Raw genomic sequence first — 15,850 nt, forward strand, 5'->3', positions numbered from 1 at the left:
AACGGTATTCGAGGATTCAATGACTGAACATAATGCAACGAGGTCCATGTTCGACCCGGCGCTGCTGCGCCCGGCGATCGTGGACTCCTTCAAAAAACTCACGCCGCGCACGCAGTTCCGCAATCCGGTGATGTTCTGCGTGTACGTCGGCAGCATTCTGACGACCATTCTGTGGATCGCCGCGCTCGGCGGCCAGGCCGAGGCGCCCGCGGGCTTCATTCTCGCGGTCACGTTGTGGCTGTGGTTCACCGTGCTGTTCGCGAACTTCGCGGAAGCGCTCGCCGAAGGCCGTTCGAAGGCCCAGGCGGCGTCGCTGCGCAGCGCGAAAAAAGACGTGATGGCCAAGAAGCTCAACGAGCCGCATCCGAAGTCGCCGATCCGCATTCTGACGGCGTCCGATCTGCGTAAGGGCGACGTCGTGCTGGTCGAAACCGGCGACGTGATTCCGGCCGACGGCGAAGTGATCGACGGCGTCGCTTCGGTTGACGAATCGGCGATCACCGGCGAATCCGCGCCGGTGATTCGCGAGTCGGGCGGCGACTTTTCGTCGGTGACGGGCGGCACGCGCGTGCTGTCGGACTGGATCGTCGTGCGCGTCACGGCGAACCCGGGCGAGGCGTTCCTCGATCGCATGATCGCGATGGTCGAAGGCGCGAAACGTCAGAAGACGCCGAACGAAATCGCGCTGACGATCCTGCTGGTCGCGCTGACCATCGTGATGCTGCTCGCCACCGCGACGCTGTTGCCGTTCTCGATGTTCTCGGTGCAGGCCGCGCATGCGGGTCACGTGGTGACGATCACGGCGCTTGTCGCGCTGCTGGTGTGTCTGATTCCGACCACCATCGGCGGGTTGCTGTCGGCGATCGGCGTGGCGGGCATGAGCCGCATGATGCAGGCCAACGTGATCGCCACCTCGGGCCGCGCGGTGGAAGCCGCCGGCGACGTCGACGTGCTGCTGCTCGACAAAACCGGCACGATCACGCTCGGCAACCGTCAGGCATCGCAGTTCGTCCCGGCGCCGGGCGTGACCGAAGAAGCGCTCGCGGACGCCGCACAGCTCTCGTCGCTCGCCGATGAAACGCCGGAAGGCCGCAGCATCGTCGTGCTCGCGAAGCAGCGCTTCAACATCCGCCAACGCGACATGGCTTCGCTGAATGCGCTGTTCCTCGCTTTCACCGCGCAAACGCGGATGAGCGGCGTCGACCTGTCTCCCAGCGACAGCTCCGGCGCGCCGGGCCGCGAAATCCGCAAGGGCGCGGCCGACGCGGTGAAGCACTACGTCGAGGCCAACGGCGGCCGCTTCCCGAACGAAGTCAGCAACGCGGTGGCCGAGGTCGCGCGGCGCGGCAGCACGCCGCTGGTGGTGGCCGAGAAGCTCACCGCGCAGAACGCACGCGTGCTCGGTGTGATCGAGTTGAAGGACGTCGTGAAGGGCGGCATCAAGGAGCGCTTCGCAGAACTGCGCAAGATGGGCATCAAGACAGTGATGGTGACCGGCGACAACCGGCTGACCGCGGCGGCGATCGCCGCCGAGGCCGGCGTCGACGATTTCCTCGCCGAAGCGACGCCCGAAGCGAAGCTTGCGACGATCCGCGCGCACCAGGCCGAAGGGCGCCTCGTGGCGATGACCGGCGACGGCACCAACGATGCCCCGGCGCTCGCGCAGGCCGACGTCGCGGTGGCGATGAACACCGGCACCCAGGCCGCGAAAGAGGCCGGCAACATGGTCGACCTCGATTCGAATCCGACCAAGCTGATCGAGATCGTCGAGATTGGCAAGCAGATGCTGATGACGCGCGGCTCGCTCACCACGTTCTCGATCGCCAACGACGTCGCCAAATACTTCGCGATCATTCCGGCCGCGTTCGCCACCACCTATCCGGCGCTGAACGCGCTGAACGTGATGCACCTGGCCACGCCGGCCTCGGCGATCATGTCGGCGGTGATTTTCAATGCGCTCGTGATCGTGCTGCTGATTCCGCTCGCGCTCAAGGGCGTGCGTTATCGCGCGCTGGGCGCGGCGATCCTGTTGCGGCGCAATCTGCTGGTCTACGGTTTGGGCGGGATCATCGTGCCGTTCATCGGCATCAAGCTGATCGATATGGTGCTGGCCGCGTTCGGCTGGGTTTGAAGCCCGGCTGCTTCGAAAGCAAAAGGAATCACTCATCATGAAAAATCTGTTTCGTCCGCTGCTCGTGATCTTCGCGGTGCTCACCGTGTTCACGGGTCTCGCTTACCCCGCGGTGATGACCGCCTTCGGTCAGGCCGCTTTCCACGATCAGGCGAACGGCAGCCTGATCGAACAGAACGGCAAGCTGGTCGGCTCGCAACTGATCGGCCAGCAGTTCGACGCGCCGCAGTACTTCTGGGGCCGTTTGTCGGCCACCAGCCCGATGCCGTACAACGCGCAGGGTTCGAGCGGCTCGAACCTCGGGCCGACCAACCCGGCGCTGCTCGACGAAGTGAAGGGCCGGCTCGACGCGTTGAAGGCGGCGGGCACCGATATGTCGAACCCGGTGCCGGTCGATCTGGTGACCTCGTCGGGCAGCGGTCTCGATCCGGAGATCAGCCCGGCGGCCGCGGCCTATCAGATCGGGCGCGTCGCAGCCGCGCGCAAGCTCGCGCCGAACGACGTGCAGGCGCTGGTCGACCGTTATACGACCGGCCGTCAGTTCGGCATTCTCGGTGAGCCGCGTGTGAACGTGCTGAAGCTGAATCTGGCGCTCGACGAAATGAAACGCGGCTAGCTGATCTCGCGTACGCGCGCTTCGCGGCGAGGCGCCGCGGCTCGCAAAGGCGGCGTCCGCGTGACGTCGCCTTTGCTTTTGCTATTTTCCTTCGCGGCACCCGGCCGCGCCGCGATTTGCGGGCCGGCGGCGACCGTGCCACCATGCGGATACCGCCGCTCGCACGACTATGAAAACTACTGAGCATGAACCGCCCCGATCCTGACGAACTGCTCGACAAGCTGCAGCGCGACGAAGAAAAACGTCTGCGCGGCCGGCTGAAGATTTTCTTCGGCGCGTCGGCCGGCGTGGGCAAAACCTACGCGATGCTGCAGGCCGCGCGCCGCCGCCATGACGAAGGCGCGGACGTCGTGATCGGCATCGCCGAAACGCATGGCCGCAGCGAAACCGCCGCGCTGCTCGACGGCCTCGAGGTGCTGCCGCTCGCGCATATCGAATATCGCGGCCGCAAGCTCGGCGAGTTCGATCTCGACGCCGCGCTCGCGCGCAAGCCGCAGCTGATTCTGGTCGACGAACTCGCGCATTCGAACGTGCAGGGCGCGCGCCATCTGAAGCGCTGGCAGGACGTGCACGAACTGCTCGACGCGGGCATCGACGTCTATACGACGGTCAACGTCCAGCACCTCGAAAGCCTGAACGACGTGGTCGGCCAGATCACCGGCATCCGCGTGTGGGAGACGGTGCCGGACCGCGTGTTCGACCACGCCGACGAAGTCACGCTGGTCGACCTGCCCGCCGAGGAACTGCTCGACCGGATGCGCGACGGCAAGGTGTATTTGCCGCAGCAGGCCGAGCGCGCGGTGCGCAACTTCTTTCGCAAGGGCAATCTGATCGCGCTGCGCGAGCTGGCGTTGCGCCGCACCGCGGACCGCGTCGATGCGCAGATGCGGGAATATCGCGCGGACCGTTCGATTCAGCGCATCTGGCAGGCGCGCGAGCGCTTGCTGGTGTGCGTGGGGCCGGGCCCGGAGGCGCCCGCGCTGGTGCGCGCGGCGGCGCGCCTTGCCGCCAGCCTGAAAGCCGACTGGCTCGCCGTCTATGTGGAAACGCCGGCGCTGCAACGTCTGCCCGATGCGCGCCGCGAACGCACGCTGAACGCGTTGAAGCTCGCCGCCGAACTCGGCGCCGAAACCGCGACGCTCGCAGGCACCGATGCGGTCACCGCGCTGATCGGCTATGCGCAGGCGCGCAACGTGTCGAAGCTGGTGGCGGGCGCATCGTCGCGCACGGGGCCGAGGCGCTGGCTGTGCCGGCCGTTCGGCGAGCGCATCGCCGAGCGCGCGGGCGAACTCGATCTCACGCTGATTCGCGCGTCGGCGGAACGTGATGGCGGGGAGCCGCGACGCTTGCTGAACACCACCGCGAACGCATGGCGCGAGGCGCTGAGCGCGGCGCGCGAACGCCGTTCGCCGCCACGCGCATACGGGCTCGCGCTGCTGATCTGCGCGGCCGTCACGCTGCTGTCGAGCCAGCTGATCGACCGTATCGATCTGGCCAACCTCGTGATGCTGTATCTGCTCGGCGTGATCTTCACGGCGGTGAAGCTGGGACGCGGGCCGGGCGTCGTGCTGTCGTTCCTGAGCGTGGCCGCGTTCGATTTCTTCTTCGTGCCGCCACGCATGTCGCTGTCGGTGTCCGACACGCAATACCTGCTGACCTTCTTCGGCATGCTGCTGACCTCGCTCGTGATCAGCCATCTGACTTCGAGCCTGCGCCACGAGGCGAGCGTCGCGCGGCGCCGCGAGCAACGCACCGGCGCGATGTACGCGATGGCGCGCGAACTCGCGGCGGCGCTGACCACCGAGCAGATCGTCGGGATCGGCAGCCGGCACGTGAGCGAGGTGTTCGGCGCGCGCGTCGCGATCCTGCTGCCGGATAGCGTCGATCAGGTCAAACAGAAGATCGAGGACCCCGACGCGGCGATTACGCTCGAAGGCGAACTGCTCGACCTCGACGTCGGCCAGTGGGTCTACGATCAGCAGAAGCCGGCCGGTCACGGCACCGATACCTTGCCCGCCGCAGCCGCGCTGTATCTACCGCTGAAGGCGCCGATGCGCACCCGCGGCGTGCTCGCGGTCGTGCTGCGCGACGAGGGCGAGCTGGACGTGCCCGAGCAGCAACGCATGCTCGACGCGTTCGCCGCGCAGATCGCGCTGGCGCTCGAGCGGGTGCATTACGTCGACATCGCGCGCGATGCGCTCGTCAACATGGAGTCGGAGCGCCTGCGCAACTCGCTGCTCTCCGCGATCTCGCACGATCTGCGCACGCCGTTGACGACCATCGTCGGCTTTTCGTCGATGCTGGCGCAAACGCGCAAGACGCCCACTGAAGCCGGTACGCCGATGCAACCGGCCGACGACCTCGTCGACGCGATTCACGAGGAAGCGCTGCGCATGACCGGCATTGTCACCAATCTGCTCGACATGGCCCGCCTGCAGGCGGGCAGTCTGCAACTGAACCGGCAGTGGACGCTGCTCGAAGAAACGGTGGGCGCGGCGCTGCGTGCGTGCAAACGCGTGCTGGCGGGTCATCCGGTGCAGGTCAGACTGCCCGCCGATCTGCCGCTGCTCAATCTCGACGCGGTGCTGATGGAGCGGCTCTTCTCGAACCTGTTCGAGAACGCGGCCAAGTACACCGCGCCGGGGACGCCGCTGACGATCGGCGCGCAACGCATCGACGCGGACGACACGCCGTTCGTGCGCGTCACTGTCGACGACGACGGCCCCGGCCTGCCCGCCGGCATGGAAGCGCGTGTGTTCGAGAAATTCACGCGTGGCGAGAAGGAATCGGCCAAGCCGGGCATCGGCTTGGGGCTCGCGATCTGCCGCGCGATCGTCGAGGCGCACGGCGGTACAATCGGCGCGCTCAACCGGCTGTCGGCGGATGGCCGCGTCGCCGGGGCGCGCTTCTGGTTCACGCTGCCGGCGGACACGCCGCCCGACGCGCCGGATGCGCTGGAAGACGAAGGCGCCGAGCCGTTGGCGCATGCCGATCTCCTCGCCGACCCTCACACCGGCGCCGAGCGCGCCGCCACCCTCAATCCGCTGGCCAAGCCGACCCATGAGTGAGCCGAGCATCACCGTTGTTCTGATTGAAGACGAAAAACAGATTCGCCGTTTCGTACGCACCGCGCTGGAAGGCGAGGGCATCGTCGTGCACGACGCCGAAACCGGCAAGCAGGGTCTCGTCGAAGCCGCGACCCGCAAGCCGGATCTGGTGATCGTGGATCTCGGCTTGCCCGACACCGATGGTCTCGACGTGATCCGCGAACTGCGCGGCTGGAGCGAGCTGCCGGTGATCGTGCTGTCGGCGCGCACCCAGGAGAGCGAGAAGGTCGCCGCGCTCGACGCCGGCGCGGACGATTATCTGACCAAGCCGTTCGGCGTGTCCGAACTGCTCGCGCGCATCCGCGCGCAGATGCGGCGGCGCAATCACGGCGGCGCGAACGAGTCGCCGCAGGTGCGCTTCGGCGCGGTCACGGTCGATCTCGCCTTGCGCCAGGTCACGCGTGACGGCGTCGCGATCCATCTGACGCCCATCGAATACCGGCTGCTCGCGACGCTCGTGCGCCATGCCGGGCGCGTGCTGACTCACCGGCAGCTGCTGCGCGACGTGTGGGGGCCCTCGCATGTCGAGAGCCACCACTATCTGCGCATCTACATGGCGCATCTGCGCGGCAAGCTGGAGCGCGATCCGGCGCAGCCGGAACATATCATCACGGAAACCGGCGTCGGTTATCGGCTGGTGGGCGCAGTGTGAGCCCGCTTCGGAGCGGCGTGTGCGGCGCTTCGATATAATTACGCTCTGTAAGGACGACCTTACGCTTTTGCTACGAACGGGGACGGCCCCATTTTTTTCATGGAGCTGTCTCGTGTCCTGGTTTCTTCTGCTGATTGCCGGTTTGCTCGAAGTCGCGTGGGCGGCCGGTCTCAAGACCTCCGAAGGTTTCACCCGGCTGTGGCCGTCCGTGTTCACGATCGTGACCGCGCTCGGCAGCTTCGCGCTGCTCGCCGTCGCGATGCGCCAGTTGCCGCTCGGCACGGCCTATGCGGTGTGGACGGGGATCGGCGCGGTCGGCGCATTTATCTTCGGCGTCGTGATGATGGGTGAGGCGCTGAGCGTCGCGCGCGTCGCCAGCGCGGCGCTGATCGTGATTGGCTTGATCGGGCTGAAGCTGTCGTCGGGGCATTGAAGGCCGGGCTGCCATGCCGCGCGTCGGAGCCCCGCTGGTCGGTTCCGCGCCGCAAATCCGGCTGAAGCGGGGGAATCTGACCGAGCCTGGGTGAGCGCATCGGCGTCTGCCCCGCGCCACACCGGCGCCGCCGATTGTTCGCCGCTCTACGTCCTACGAATTAACGTGGCTATAATGAAACCGAATCCAACCTGACATTGCCCGCGGCCTCCATGGCGCGGCCGGCTTGGCGCGGGTCTGACGACTTCGGTGTGGGGCTTCTCCTGTCCCGGCCCGCCGAAGCGCCCGGCACGCACAGCGCGCCTGGAGGCGGCCATGCTTGAATCACTTTCGCTTGCTGCAGGCCTTTCGTGGGGCAGCGGTCTGCGCCTCTATCTGACAGTTCTGCTCGCCGGCGTGTTCGAACGCCTCGGTTTCATCCATCTTCCCGATACGCTGTCCGCCCTGTCTTCGCCGTGGGTAATCGGCGCGGCGGCCGTCCTGACGCTCACCGAATTCCTCGCCGACAAGATTCCCGCGTTCGATTCGCTATGGGACGCGGTCCATACGTTCATCCGCATTCCGGCCGGCGCCGTGCTCGCGGCCGGCGCGCTCGGCCATGCCGATCCGGCGCTGCTGACCGTCGCCGCGCTCGCGGGCGGCACGCTGGCGGGCACCGCGCATCTGGCGAAGGCGGGCACGCGCGCGCTGATCAATCTGTCGCCGGAGCCGGTGTCGAACGTGGTCACCTCGACCGCCGAGGACGGCCTCGTGTTCGGCGGCATGCTGCTCGCGCTGTTCGTGCCGCTCGTGTTCCTCGTGCTGATGGTGGGCTTCCTGGTGCTGGCCGGCTGGGCGTTGCCGCGGCTCTGGCGCGGCGTGCAGGGCGGCTTTCGCGGCATGGCTACGCACATGGTGTCGCGTCTTGCCAGGAGCAGGCACGATTGAGCGATACGGTACGAGGTTCTTTGGCGCGCGCTGACTCGACGCCCGCACGCCGGTTCGGCGGCACGGATCTGCTGCGTCAGGCCATCCGTATGACGGCGCGCGACTGGCGCGCCGGCGAATTGACGATGCTGCTGCTGGCGCTGGTTCTGGCCGTCGCGGCGTTGTCGAGCGTCGGCTTTCTGGCCGACCGCCTGCATCAGGGGCTCGAGCGCGATGCGCGGCGCATGATCGCCGCCGATTTCATCGTGCGCGCCGATCATCCGGTCGATCCGCAATTCGCCGCGCAAGCCAAAGCGCTCGGCTTGAACACCGCCAGCACGGCGATCTTCCCCAGCATGATCAATTCGACCGGCGCGTCTGGCGCGCAGCCGGTCTCGCGCCTCGCCGCGATCAAGGCGGTGTCGCCGGGTTATCCGCTGCGCGGCGCAGTGCGGATCGCATCGGCGCCCGGCGCGCCGGACCATCCCGCGCAATCGATTCCGGCGCCCGGCACCGTGTGGGTCGATCAGGCATTGCTCGACGCGTTGAAGCTGCATGTGGGCGACACCGTGAAAGTCGGCAACCGCAGCTTCACGATCGGCGCGCTGATCACCCGTGAACTGGACCGCGGCTTTTCGTTCGTCAACTTCTCGCCGCGTTTGATGCTGCGCGCCGACGAAGTGCAGTCGACCGGCCTCATCACCTTCGGCAGCCGCGTGACTTACCGGTTGCTGGTGGCGGGCGCGGACGCGTCGGTGGCGAAGTTCGCGCAGTTCGCGCACGGCAAGGTGGACGACGGCAAGATGCGCGGCGTCGCGCTCGAATCGTTGCAGGACGGTCAGCCGCAAGTGCGCCAGACGCTCGATCGCGCGAGTCATTTCCTCACGCTCGTGTCGCTGCTCACCGCGCTGCTCGCGGCCGTGGCGATCGCGATGGCCGCGCACCGCTACATGCGCCGGCATCTGGACGGCTGCGCGGCGATGCGCTGTCTCGGCGTGAGCCAGGCCGCGCTGCGCGCGCTGTTCACGCTGGAGTTCGTCGGGCTTGGCGTGATCGGCGGCGCGCTGGGTGTCGCGCTCGGTTATCTCGGGCATCTCGCGTTGCTGATGTGGCTCGGCAGTCTGATCGACGTCGCGCTGCCGTACCCGACTGTGTGGCCCGCGCTTCAGGGCATCGCGGCTGGCCTCGTGCTGCTGCTCGGTTTTGCGCTGCCGCCGCTGTTGCCGCTCACGCGCGTGCCGCCGGTGCGCGTGCTGCGCCGCGAGTGGGGCGAAGCGGGGCGCACTGCGTGGGCCGCCTACGCGCTTGGCATCGCGCTGTTCGCCGCGTTGCTGATCGTCGCGGCGGGCGAGTTGAAGCTCGGCGGGATCGTCGCGGGCGGCTTTGCCGGCGGGCTGCTGGTGTTCGCGTGCATCGCGCGGCTCGCGCTGTGGGGCGCGGCGCGCCTCGTGCGCAGCGAGCGCGTGAACGCGGGGATCGGCTGGCGGTATGCGCTGGCGTCGCTGGAGCGGCGCAGCAGCGCGAGCGCGTTGCAGATCACCGCGCTCGGCATCGGCCTGATGTGCCTGCTGCTGATCGCGATGACGCGCAACGACCTCGTGCAAGGCTGGCGCAAATCGACGCCGCCGGATGCGCCGAACGAATTCATCATCGACATCCAGCCTGATCAGCGCGACGCGGTCACGCACTATCTGGACACACACGGCGTGCCGGGCACGGTGCTCTCGCCGATGGTGCGAGGGCGGCTCACGGCGATCAACGGCAAGCCGGTCAATCCGGATTCGTTCAAGGGCAACGACGCGAAGCGCCTGGTAGACCGCGAATTCAATCTGTCGTACACGACCGAGCTGCCCGACGACAACCGCGTCGCCGCCGGCACCTGGTACGGCGACACGGAGACGCCGCAGATCTCGATCGAGCAGGGGCTCGCCAAACTGATCGACGTGAAGCCCGGCGACGTGCTGCGCTTCGACGTGACCGGCTTGCAGATCGACGCGCCGGTGACGAGCGTGCGCAAGCTCGACTGGGGGTCGTTCAAGGTCAACTTCTTCGTGCTGATGCCGCCCGCCGCGTTGCAGGATTTCCCGGCGACCTTCATCACGAGCTTTCATCTGCCGCAGGAAAAGCAGACGACCATCGACGGCCTGATCGGCGCTTATCCGAACCTCACGGCCATCGACACTGGTCCGATCCTCGCGCAGATTCAGCGCGTGTTGCAGCAGGTGATCGGCGCAGTGCAGTTCCTGTTCGCGTTCACGCTGGCGGCAGGCGTGCTGGTGTTGTACGCGGCGCTCGCCGGCACGCGCGACGAGCGTATGCGAGAATCCGCGCTGCTGCGCGCGCTCGGCGCATCGCATCGACAGGTGCGCGCGGTGCAGATTGCCGAGTTCGTCGCGGTTGGCGCGCTGGCCGGGGCAATGGCCGCGGTGGGCGCGCAGATCATCGGCTGGGTGTTGGCGACGCGGGTGTTCGAGTTCTATCTGAGCTTCAATCCGTGGCTGTTGCCGGCGGGGATCGCCGCGGGCGTCGCCTGTGCCGGCGTCGGCGGCTGGCTGAGCTTGCGGCATGTGTTGGCGCGCCCCGCGTTGCAGTCGCTGCGGGATGCGTGATTTTTCTTATCCGTTGATGAGCAGGTTATGAGTGATTTGAACGACGAAGTGTCCGCGGCGCAGCCGACGGCCTTCGATCTGGTGGGCGGCGAAGCGCGCGTGCGCGAACTGGTCGACCGGTTTTACGACCTGATGGATCTGGAACAGGATTTCGCCGGGATTCGGGCTTTGCATCCGGAATCGCTCGACGGTTCGCGCGACAAGTTTTTCTGGTTCCTGTGCGGCTGGCTCGGCGGTCCCGATCACTACATCAGCCGCTTTGGCCATCCGCGTCTGCGCGCAAGGCATTTGCCGTTTGCGATCGCGTCGAGCGAGCGGGATCAGTGGCTCAGGTGCATGGCATGGGCGATGGAGGATATCGGCCTCGCCGAGCCGCTGCGCGAGCGCCTGCTCGGCTCGTTTTTCGAAACCGCCGACTGGATGCGCAACCGCAATGGCTGACGAATCCGGCGCGACGTCATACTCGACGTCGGTCGACTACATGGGCCTCGCGCCGCAAGCGCGCGCGGTTCTCGACTGCTGGTTCGATGCGCCGGATGCGCCGCACTTCGGCGAGGAGCACAAGCGCTGGTTTTCCCGCGACGAAGTGTTCGATGCGATGCTGCGGGAACGCTTTGGTGCGTTGATCGACGCGGCGGTTGATGCGTCGAGCCAGAACGCGAGCGCCACCTCGCTCGACCATTGGCAGGCCACGCCACTCGGCGCGTTGGCGCTCATCATCGTGCTGGACCAGTTCTCGCGCAATTGCCACCGCAACACGCCGCGAGCGTTCGCCGCCGATCGGAAGGCACTGCGCATCGCGCAACAGATGATCGCCGACGGCGCCGATCGCCTGTTGCCGACCGTGCATCATCGCGCGTTTGCCTATCTGCCGTTCGAACACGACGAGACGCTCGCCAGCCAGCGCGAATCGCTGTGTCTGTTCAAGCGGCTCGAAGCGGAGCCGGGCGGCAAGTCGTACTACCGGTTTGCCGTGCGGCATGCGGAAATCATCGAGCGTTTCGGGCGCTTTCCGCATCGCAATGGGGTGCTTGGGCGCTCGTCGACGGACGAGGAGCGCGCATTTCTGCGCGAACGCGGTTCGTCTTTCTAAGGCCGCTCTCGAGACCCGTCGTCAGTCGTCAGCGTCCGCCGGAGACGTCGATCAACGCACCGCTCACGTACGAGGCAGCGTCGCTCAGCAGCCAGACGATCATTTCAGCCACTTCATCCGCGCTGCCCGGGCGGCCGAGCGGCGTGGTCGCGCCGAGTTGCGCGGCGCGCTCGGGCTTGCCGCCGCTCGCGTGGATTTCGGTGTCGATCAGGCCGGGGCGCACCGCGTTCACGCGCACGCCTCGCGGGCCGAGTTCCTTGGCGAGGCCGAGCGTCATCGTGTCGATCGCGCCTTTCGAGCCGGCGTAATCGACGTATTCGTTCGGCGAGCCGAGGCGCGCCGCCGCCGACGAGATATTGACGATCACACCGCCCACGCCGCCGCGATCGGTCGACATGCGCCGCGCGGCTTCGCGCGCGCACAGGTACGCGCCGAGCACGTTGACATCGAACATGCGCTTCAGGCGCGCGAAGTCCATGTCGGCGAGCGCGCTCGACGGCGCGACGATTCCCGCGTTGTTGACGAGCGCGTCGATCTTGCCGAATTTCTGCTGGAGCGTGTCGAACATCGCGATCACGTCCGCTTCGTTCGCGACGTCGCCTTCGATCGCCACGGCGCGGCCGCCGGCGCGCTCCACTTCAGCGACGGTGGCCTCCGCGGCGGCCAGATTCCGCGCGTAATTCACGCCGACGCACCAGCCGCGCGCGCCAAGCAGACGCGCGCTTGCGCGGCCAATGCCGCGGCTGCCACCGGTGATCAGAACGGCTTTTGTCATCGCAACCTCATCGTTCGGGTGAGGGCCGCGCGAACGGCGCGGCCGGTGGGACGAGCGCCTGAGCGGGCGCGTGGGAATCAGCGTGGTCCCGCGATCAAACGCGGCACGTGAGACCGGGTCGCGTTAGACCGGGTCGCGTCAGACCGGGTCGCGTCAGACCGCGTCGCGTTTGATTGCCCACTTGTCGCTCGCGGGCGGCTGGTAGCGTTGCAGCTTGCCGATCAGCGCGGCGGGATCGGCGTCGATCTGCAGGATGTCGAAATAGGTCTGGCGCATGAAGCCTTCGTCGACCGTGTGCTGCAGCAGCTTGACCAACGGATCGTAGAAGCCGTCGATATTCAGCACCGCCACCGCTTTCTGGTGATAGCCGAGCTGCGCCCACGTGAAGACCTCGAACAGTTCTTCGAGCGTGCCCGCGCCGCCCGGCATCGCGACGAACGCGTCCGACAGGTCGGCCATCATCTTCTTGCGATGGTGCATGTCGGGCACCACGTGCAGTTCGGTCAGCCCGTTATGGCCGACTTCCTTGTTGACCAGCAGCTCGGGAATCACGCCGATCGCGCGGCCACCTTCGGCCATCACCGTATCGGCGATCACGCCCATCAGCCCGACCTTGCCGCCGCCGTAGACCAGCGCAAGATCGGCTTGCACCAGCGCGCGGCCGAACGCACGCGCCGCCTCCGCATACAACGGCTTGGCTCCATTGGCGGAGCCGCAATAGACACACACCGACTTCATACTCAAACGTCCTTCGATTCGTTGCGGGGCGCGGCGCCTTCCTTGGGCGGCAGGTAATCGTAGAACTCGCGCTTGGGCAGCTTGCCGGACACGAGGTCGTCGAAAATCTGCCGCGAGCGGCCGCGCAGATAAGGCGCCATCAGCGAAACGATCTGCACGCTCACCTGATGCAGTTCCGCGCGAATCGCTTCCTGCTCGTTGTATTTGCGCGGATTCATCACGAATTGATACGACAGCCAGTACGTGCCGATCACGCCGACGTTGGTGGCGATCACATGCAGTTCTTCCGGCGTGACGACCATTTCGCCGTCGGCGACGAGCTGCTCGCAGAACTGGCTCGCAAAGCGCACCTTGTGGCTGATGATCTGCTTGAAATGCGTTTCGAGCGTGCGGTTGCGCGCGAGCAGGTCGTTCAGGTCGCGATACAGGAAGCGATAGCGCCACGTGAAATCGACCATGTACTGCAGATACGACCACATTTCGTCGATGGTCGCGCGATGGTCTTCGGGGAAGCGCAGGCGCTTTTCGATCTCCTGCTCGAACTGGCCGAAGATGCTGTTGATGATGTCGTCTTTGTTGCGGAAGTGGTAGTACAGATTGCCTGGACTGATTTCCATTTCCTCGGCGATCGTCGTCGTCGTGACGTTCGGCTCGCCGATTTCGTTGAACAGCTTCAGCGACAGTTCGAGAATCCGTTCGCGCGTGCGGCGGGGAGGTTTGGCTTCCATGTCGTCCGGCCCTGGTTATGCCGGGCTGGTCGCGCGGCGGCGTGCCGCTGCTGCGTGGTCCACCCGGATGCGGTTGGTATATGCGCGCCTGCAAACCTGCCGCTCGGCGACAGGGCCCCCGCGGGAGCAAGACAACGTCGGGCGGCCCGGCGTTGTCTCATGAGACTATCGAACGATTATAAACCGAGCGTTCGTATACCAAGCGGATACTCAGGGTTTTCATCCCCGGCGAGGGTTTGCGCGCGCCGAAAATAGGCTGCGATCGCAGTGACTGCGTTTCAAACGCTTGCGGCCAGTGCGCGGCGCGCCGTCATAGCCGTGCGCGCAGCCAACGCGCGAGGAGCGGGCCGACGATCAACGCCCAGGTCATCACGCACATGCCGAGCGCGACCATCACGGCCGCGCTGCCGAGGTCCTTGGCGCGGCGCGACAGTTCGTGGCGTTCGAGCGAAATCCGGTCGATCGCCGCCTCCACGCTCGAATTCAACAGCTCGACGATCAGCACCAGCAGCACCGAACCGAGCAGCAGCACACGCGACACCGGTTCGACCGGCACCAGCAGGCCGCACGGAATCAGGATCGCGGCGAGCGTCAGTTCCTGGCGAAACGCGCTTTCCTCACGGATGGCGACACGGAACCCGGCGAGCGAGTTTTTCATCGCGTGCCATGCGCGGGTGAGGCCGCGGTTGCCCTTGTACGGATTGAACGGCAGGGGCGCGAGCGGATCGTCGGGGCTGAGCGGCTCGTGGGCGGTGCTGTCGATTCCGTTTGAATCGTGCGCCGAGTCCGCATGATCCTGCGCGCCGGGTTCGCCGATATCGTCGAACGGCTCGAGGCCGGCGGTGCCGCGTTTGATATCGCGGCCGACATCGCGCTCGATATCGTGCTCGGAATCGTGCTCGGAAGCGACGGCGCGCAGCGCGCCGTTCGACGCGCGCCTTGGCGTGGCCCCGTTGGATTGGCTGGTTCGCATGGAGGGCTCGCGCGCCGCGTCAGGCGGCGGCGCTTTCCTCGCGATACGACGCATGCGGCAGCGGTTTCAGATGCGCAGCGAATTGCGCGGAAGCCGCCGCCCACGAGAAACGCTCCGCCCACGCGCGCGCATGATGGCGATCGATCTTCAGCGCTTCGAGACAGGCCTCTTGCAGATTCTCGTGCATCGCGCCCGCGCCGCCGTCGCCCAGCACGTCGATCGGACCGGTGACCGGATAGGCCGCCACCGGCGTGCCGCATGCGAGCGCTTCGAGCAGCACGAGCCCGAAGGTATCGGTGCGGCTCGGGAACACGAAGACGTCGGCTGCCGCATACACCTTCGCGAGTTCCGCCTGCGTGAGCACGCCGAGATAATTCGCTTGCGGATAGCGCGACTTCAGCTCGGCGAGCGCCGGGCCTTCGCCGGCGACCCATTTCGAGCCGGGCAGATCGAGCTTCAAAAACGCCTCGACGTTCTTCTCGACCGCCACGCGTCCCACGTACAGAAAGATCGGCCGCGCGGAGTTGAGCACCTTCGAGTCCATCGGATGAAAAATCTCGAGGTCGACACCGCGGGTCCACAGCACGACATTCGTGAAGCCGAATTGTTCGAGGTCCTGCTTGACCACCGGCGTGGGCGCCATCACGGCCAGCGACGGCTTGTGAAACCAGTGCAGAAACTTGTAGGTCGCGGCGAGCGGTATGCCGAAGCGTGCCTGCACGTATTCCGGAAAGCGCGTGTGATAAGCGGTCGTGAACGGCAGCTTGTGACGCAGCGCATAAGCGCGCGCGGCCATGCCGAGCGGACCCTCGGTGGCGATGTGCAACGCGTCGGGCGCGAACGTGGCGATGCGCTCGCGCAGCTTGCGGCGCGGCAGCAGCGACAGACGGATCTCGGGATAAGTCGGGCAGGGGATCGTTTTGAATTCGAGCGGCGTCAGCAGATCGACGCGATGGCCGAGCGCGGTGAGCTCGCGCGTGGTGTTCTTCAGCGTGCGCACGACGCCATTGACCTGCGGTTCCCATGCGTCGGTGACGATCATGATCTTCATCGGCTTGTTCCTCGATTCGGGTCCAAAGGAAGTTAGGG

General features: G+C 66.5%; 14 protein-coding genes. 9 read left to right on the top strand and 5 right to left on the bottom strand.

All coding sequences use genetic code 11. The features are described from left to right. Positions 1-19 precede the first annotated feature (19 nt). The 9 genes from kdpB to PQQ53_RS30555 all read left to right on the top strand — a co-directional run bounded on the left by kdpB (position 20) and on the right by PQQ53_RS30555 (position 11,547). Complete coding sequence (gene kdpB / locus PQQ53_RS30515; protein ID WP_408328348.1) at positions 20-2,131, top strand: potassium-transporting ATPase subunit KdpB; 2,112 nt, start codon at positions 20-22, stop codon at positions 2,129-2,131. A 37-nt stretch (positions 2,132-2,168) separates the two neighbouring features. Further along, a complete protein-coding gene (kdpC, locus tag PQQ53_RS30520; protein WP_408148516.1) occupies positions 2,169-2,747 on the top strand; it encodes a potassium-transporting ATPase subunit KdpC in 579 nt (192 codons plus the stop codon). Between the two features lie 185 nt (positions 2,748-2,932). After that, the gene (locus PQQ53_RS30525; RefSeq protein WP_408153980.1) at positions 2,933-5,815 is read left to right on the top strand and encodes a DUF4118 domain-containing protein; all 2,883 of its coding nucleotides are present in this window, start codon (positions 2,933-2,935) and stop codon (positions 5,813-5,815) included. After that, positions 5,808-6,506 (top strand): two-component system response regulator KdpE, encoded by a 699-nt coding sequence (gene kdpE, locus PQQ53_RS30530; protein ID WP_408153982.1) that lies wholly within the window; start codon positions 5,808-5,810, stop codon positions 6,504-6,506. Before PQQ53_RS30525 ends, kdpE begins: the two co-directional genes overlap by 8 nt. A gap of 112 nt (positions 6,507-6,618) precedes the next feature. Beyond that, entirely contained in the window at positions 6,619-6,939 is a 321-nt protein-coding gene (gene sugE, locus PQQ53_RS30535) for a quaternary ammonium compound efflux SMR transporter SugE (RefSeq protein ID WP_408153984.1), read from the top strand. Positions 6,940-7,254: 315 nt separating this feature from the next. Beyond that, positions 7,255-7,866 (top strand): DUF4126 domain-containing protein, encoded by a 612-nt coding sequence (locus tag PQQ53_RS30540; RefSeq protein WP_408148524.1) that lies wholly within the window; start codon positions 7,255-7,257, stop codon positions 7,864-7,866. Then, positions 7,863-10,454 carry an ABC transporter permease gene (locus tag PQQ53_RS30545; RefSeq protein ID WP_408328351.1) on the top strand — a complete coding sequence of 864 codons (2,592 nt, stop codon included), beginning with the start codon at positions 7,863-7,865 and terminating at the stop codon, positions 10,452-10,454. Before PQQ53_RS30540 ends, PQQ53_RS30545 begins: the two co-directional genes overlap by 4 nt. A 27-nt stretch (positions 10,455-10,481) precedes the next feature. Further along, entirely contained in the window at positions 10,482-10,895 is a 414-nt protein-coding gene (locus PQQ53_RS30550; protein ID WP_408148528.1) for a group II truncated hemoglobin, read from the top strand. Further along, entirely contained in the window at positions 10,888-11,547 is a 660-nt protein-coding gene (locus tag PQQ53_RS30555) for a DUF924 family protein (RefSeq protein ID WP_408153988.1), read from the top strand. Before PQQ53_RS30550 ends, PQQ53_RS30555 begins: the two co-directional genes overlap by 8 nt. 28 nt (positions 11,548-11,575) lie before the next feature. Here PQQ53_RS30555 and PQQ53_RS30560 read toward each other — a convergent pair whose 3' ends face one another. The 5 genes from PQQ53_RS30560 to PQQ53_RS30580 all read right to left on the bottom strand — a co-directional run bounded on the left by PQQ53_RS30560 (position 11,576) and on the right by PQQ53_RS30580 (position 15,812). Further along, the gene (locus tag PQQ53_RS30560; protein ID WP_408148532.1) at positions 11,576-12,322 is read right to left on the bottom strand and encodes an SDR family oxidoreductase; all 747 of its coding nucleotides are present in this window, start codon (positions 12,320-12,322) and stop codon (positions 11,576-11,578) included. 153 nt (positions 12,323-12,475) lie between these two features. Then, entirely contained in the window at positions 12,476-13,060 is a 585-nt protein-coding gene (locus PQQ53_RS30565) for an LOG family protein (protein ID WP_408148534.1), read from the bottom strand. A 2-nt stretch (positions 13,061-13,062) separates the two neighbouring features. Next, entirely contained in the window at positions 13,063-13,788 is a 726-nt protein-coding gene (locus PQQ53_RS30570; RefSeq protein WP_408328354.1) for a TetR/AcrR family transcriptional regulator, read from the bottom strand. A 310-nt stretch (positions 13,789-14,098) separates the two neighbouring features. Then, positions 14,099-14,761: a diacylglycerol kinase gene (locus tag PQQ53_RS30575; protein WP_408328357.1), complete on the bottom strand. Its 663-nt coding sequence runs from the start codon at positions 14,759-14,761 to the stop codon at positions 14,099-14,101. A gap of 19 nt (positions 14,762-14,780) precedes the next feature. Then, complete coding sequence (locus PQQ53_RS30580) at positions 14,781-15,812, bottom strand: glycosyltransferase family 4 protein (protein WP_408148540.1); 1,032 nt, start codon at positions 15,810-15,812, stop codon at positions 14,781-14,783. Positions 15,813-15,850: the final 38 nt, after the last annotated feature.

The organism is Paraburkholderia strydomiana, from assembly GCF_046030495.1.
GTDB classification, from domain to species: Bacteria; Pseudomonadota; Gammaproteobacteria; order Burkholderiales; family Burkholderiaceae; genus Paraburkholderia; species Paraburkholderia strydomiana_A.

Bases quoted from the DNA above. Each gene is read 5' to 3' on its own strand.
- kdpC (WP_408148516.1), top strand. From the start codon at position 2,169: ATGAAAAATCTGTTTCGTCCGCTGCTCGTGATCTTCGCGGTGCTCACC.
- PQQ53_RS30565 (WP_408148534.1), bottom strand. From the start codon at position 13,060: ATGAAGTCGGTGTGTGTCTATTGCGGCTCCGCCAATGGAGCCAAGCCG.
- PQQ53_RS30570 (WP_408328354.1), bottom strand. From the start codon at position 13,788: ATGGAAGCCAAACCTCCCCGCCGCACGCGCGAACGGATTCTCGAACTG.
- PQQ53_RS30560 (WP_408148532.1), bottom strand. From the start codon at position 12,322: ATGACAAAAGCCGTTCTGATCACCGGTGGCAGCCGCGGCATTGGCCGC.
- PQQ53_RS30575 (WP_408328357.1), bottom strand. From the start codon at position 14,761: ATGCGAACCAGCCAATCCAACGGGGCCACGCCAAGGCGCGCGTCGAAC.
- kdpE (WP_408153982.1), top strand. From the start codon at position 5,808: ATGAGTGAGCCGAGCATCACCGTTGTTCTGATTGAAGACGAAAAACAG.
- PQQ53_RS30580 (WP_408148540.1), bottom strand. From the start codon at position 15,812: ATGAAGATCATGATCGTCACCGACGCATGGGAACCGCAGGTCAATGGC.
- PQQ53_RS30540 (WP_408148524.1), top strand. From the start codon at position 7,255: ATGCTTGAATCACTTTCGCTTGCTGCAGGCCTTTCGTGGGGCAGCGGT.
- PQQ53_RS30550 (WP_408148528.1), top strand. From the start codon at position 10,482: ATGAGTGATTTGAACGACGAAGTGTCCGCGGCGCAGCCGACGGCCTTC.
- PQQ53_RS30555 (WP_408153988.1), top strand. From the start codon at position 10,888: ATGGCTGACGAATCCGGCGCGACGTCATACTCGACGTCGGTCGACTAC.
- PQQ53_RS30525 (WP_408153980.1), top strand. From the start codon at position 2,933: ATGAACCGCCCCGATCCTGACGAACTGCTCGACAAGCTGCAGCGCGAC.
- kdpB (WP_408328348.1), top strand. From the start codon at position 20: ATGACTGAACATAATGCAACGAGGTCCATGTTCGACCCGGCGCTGCTG.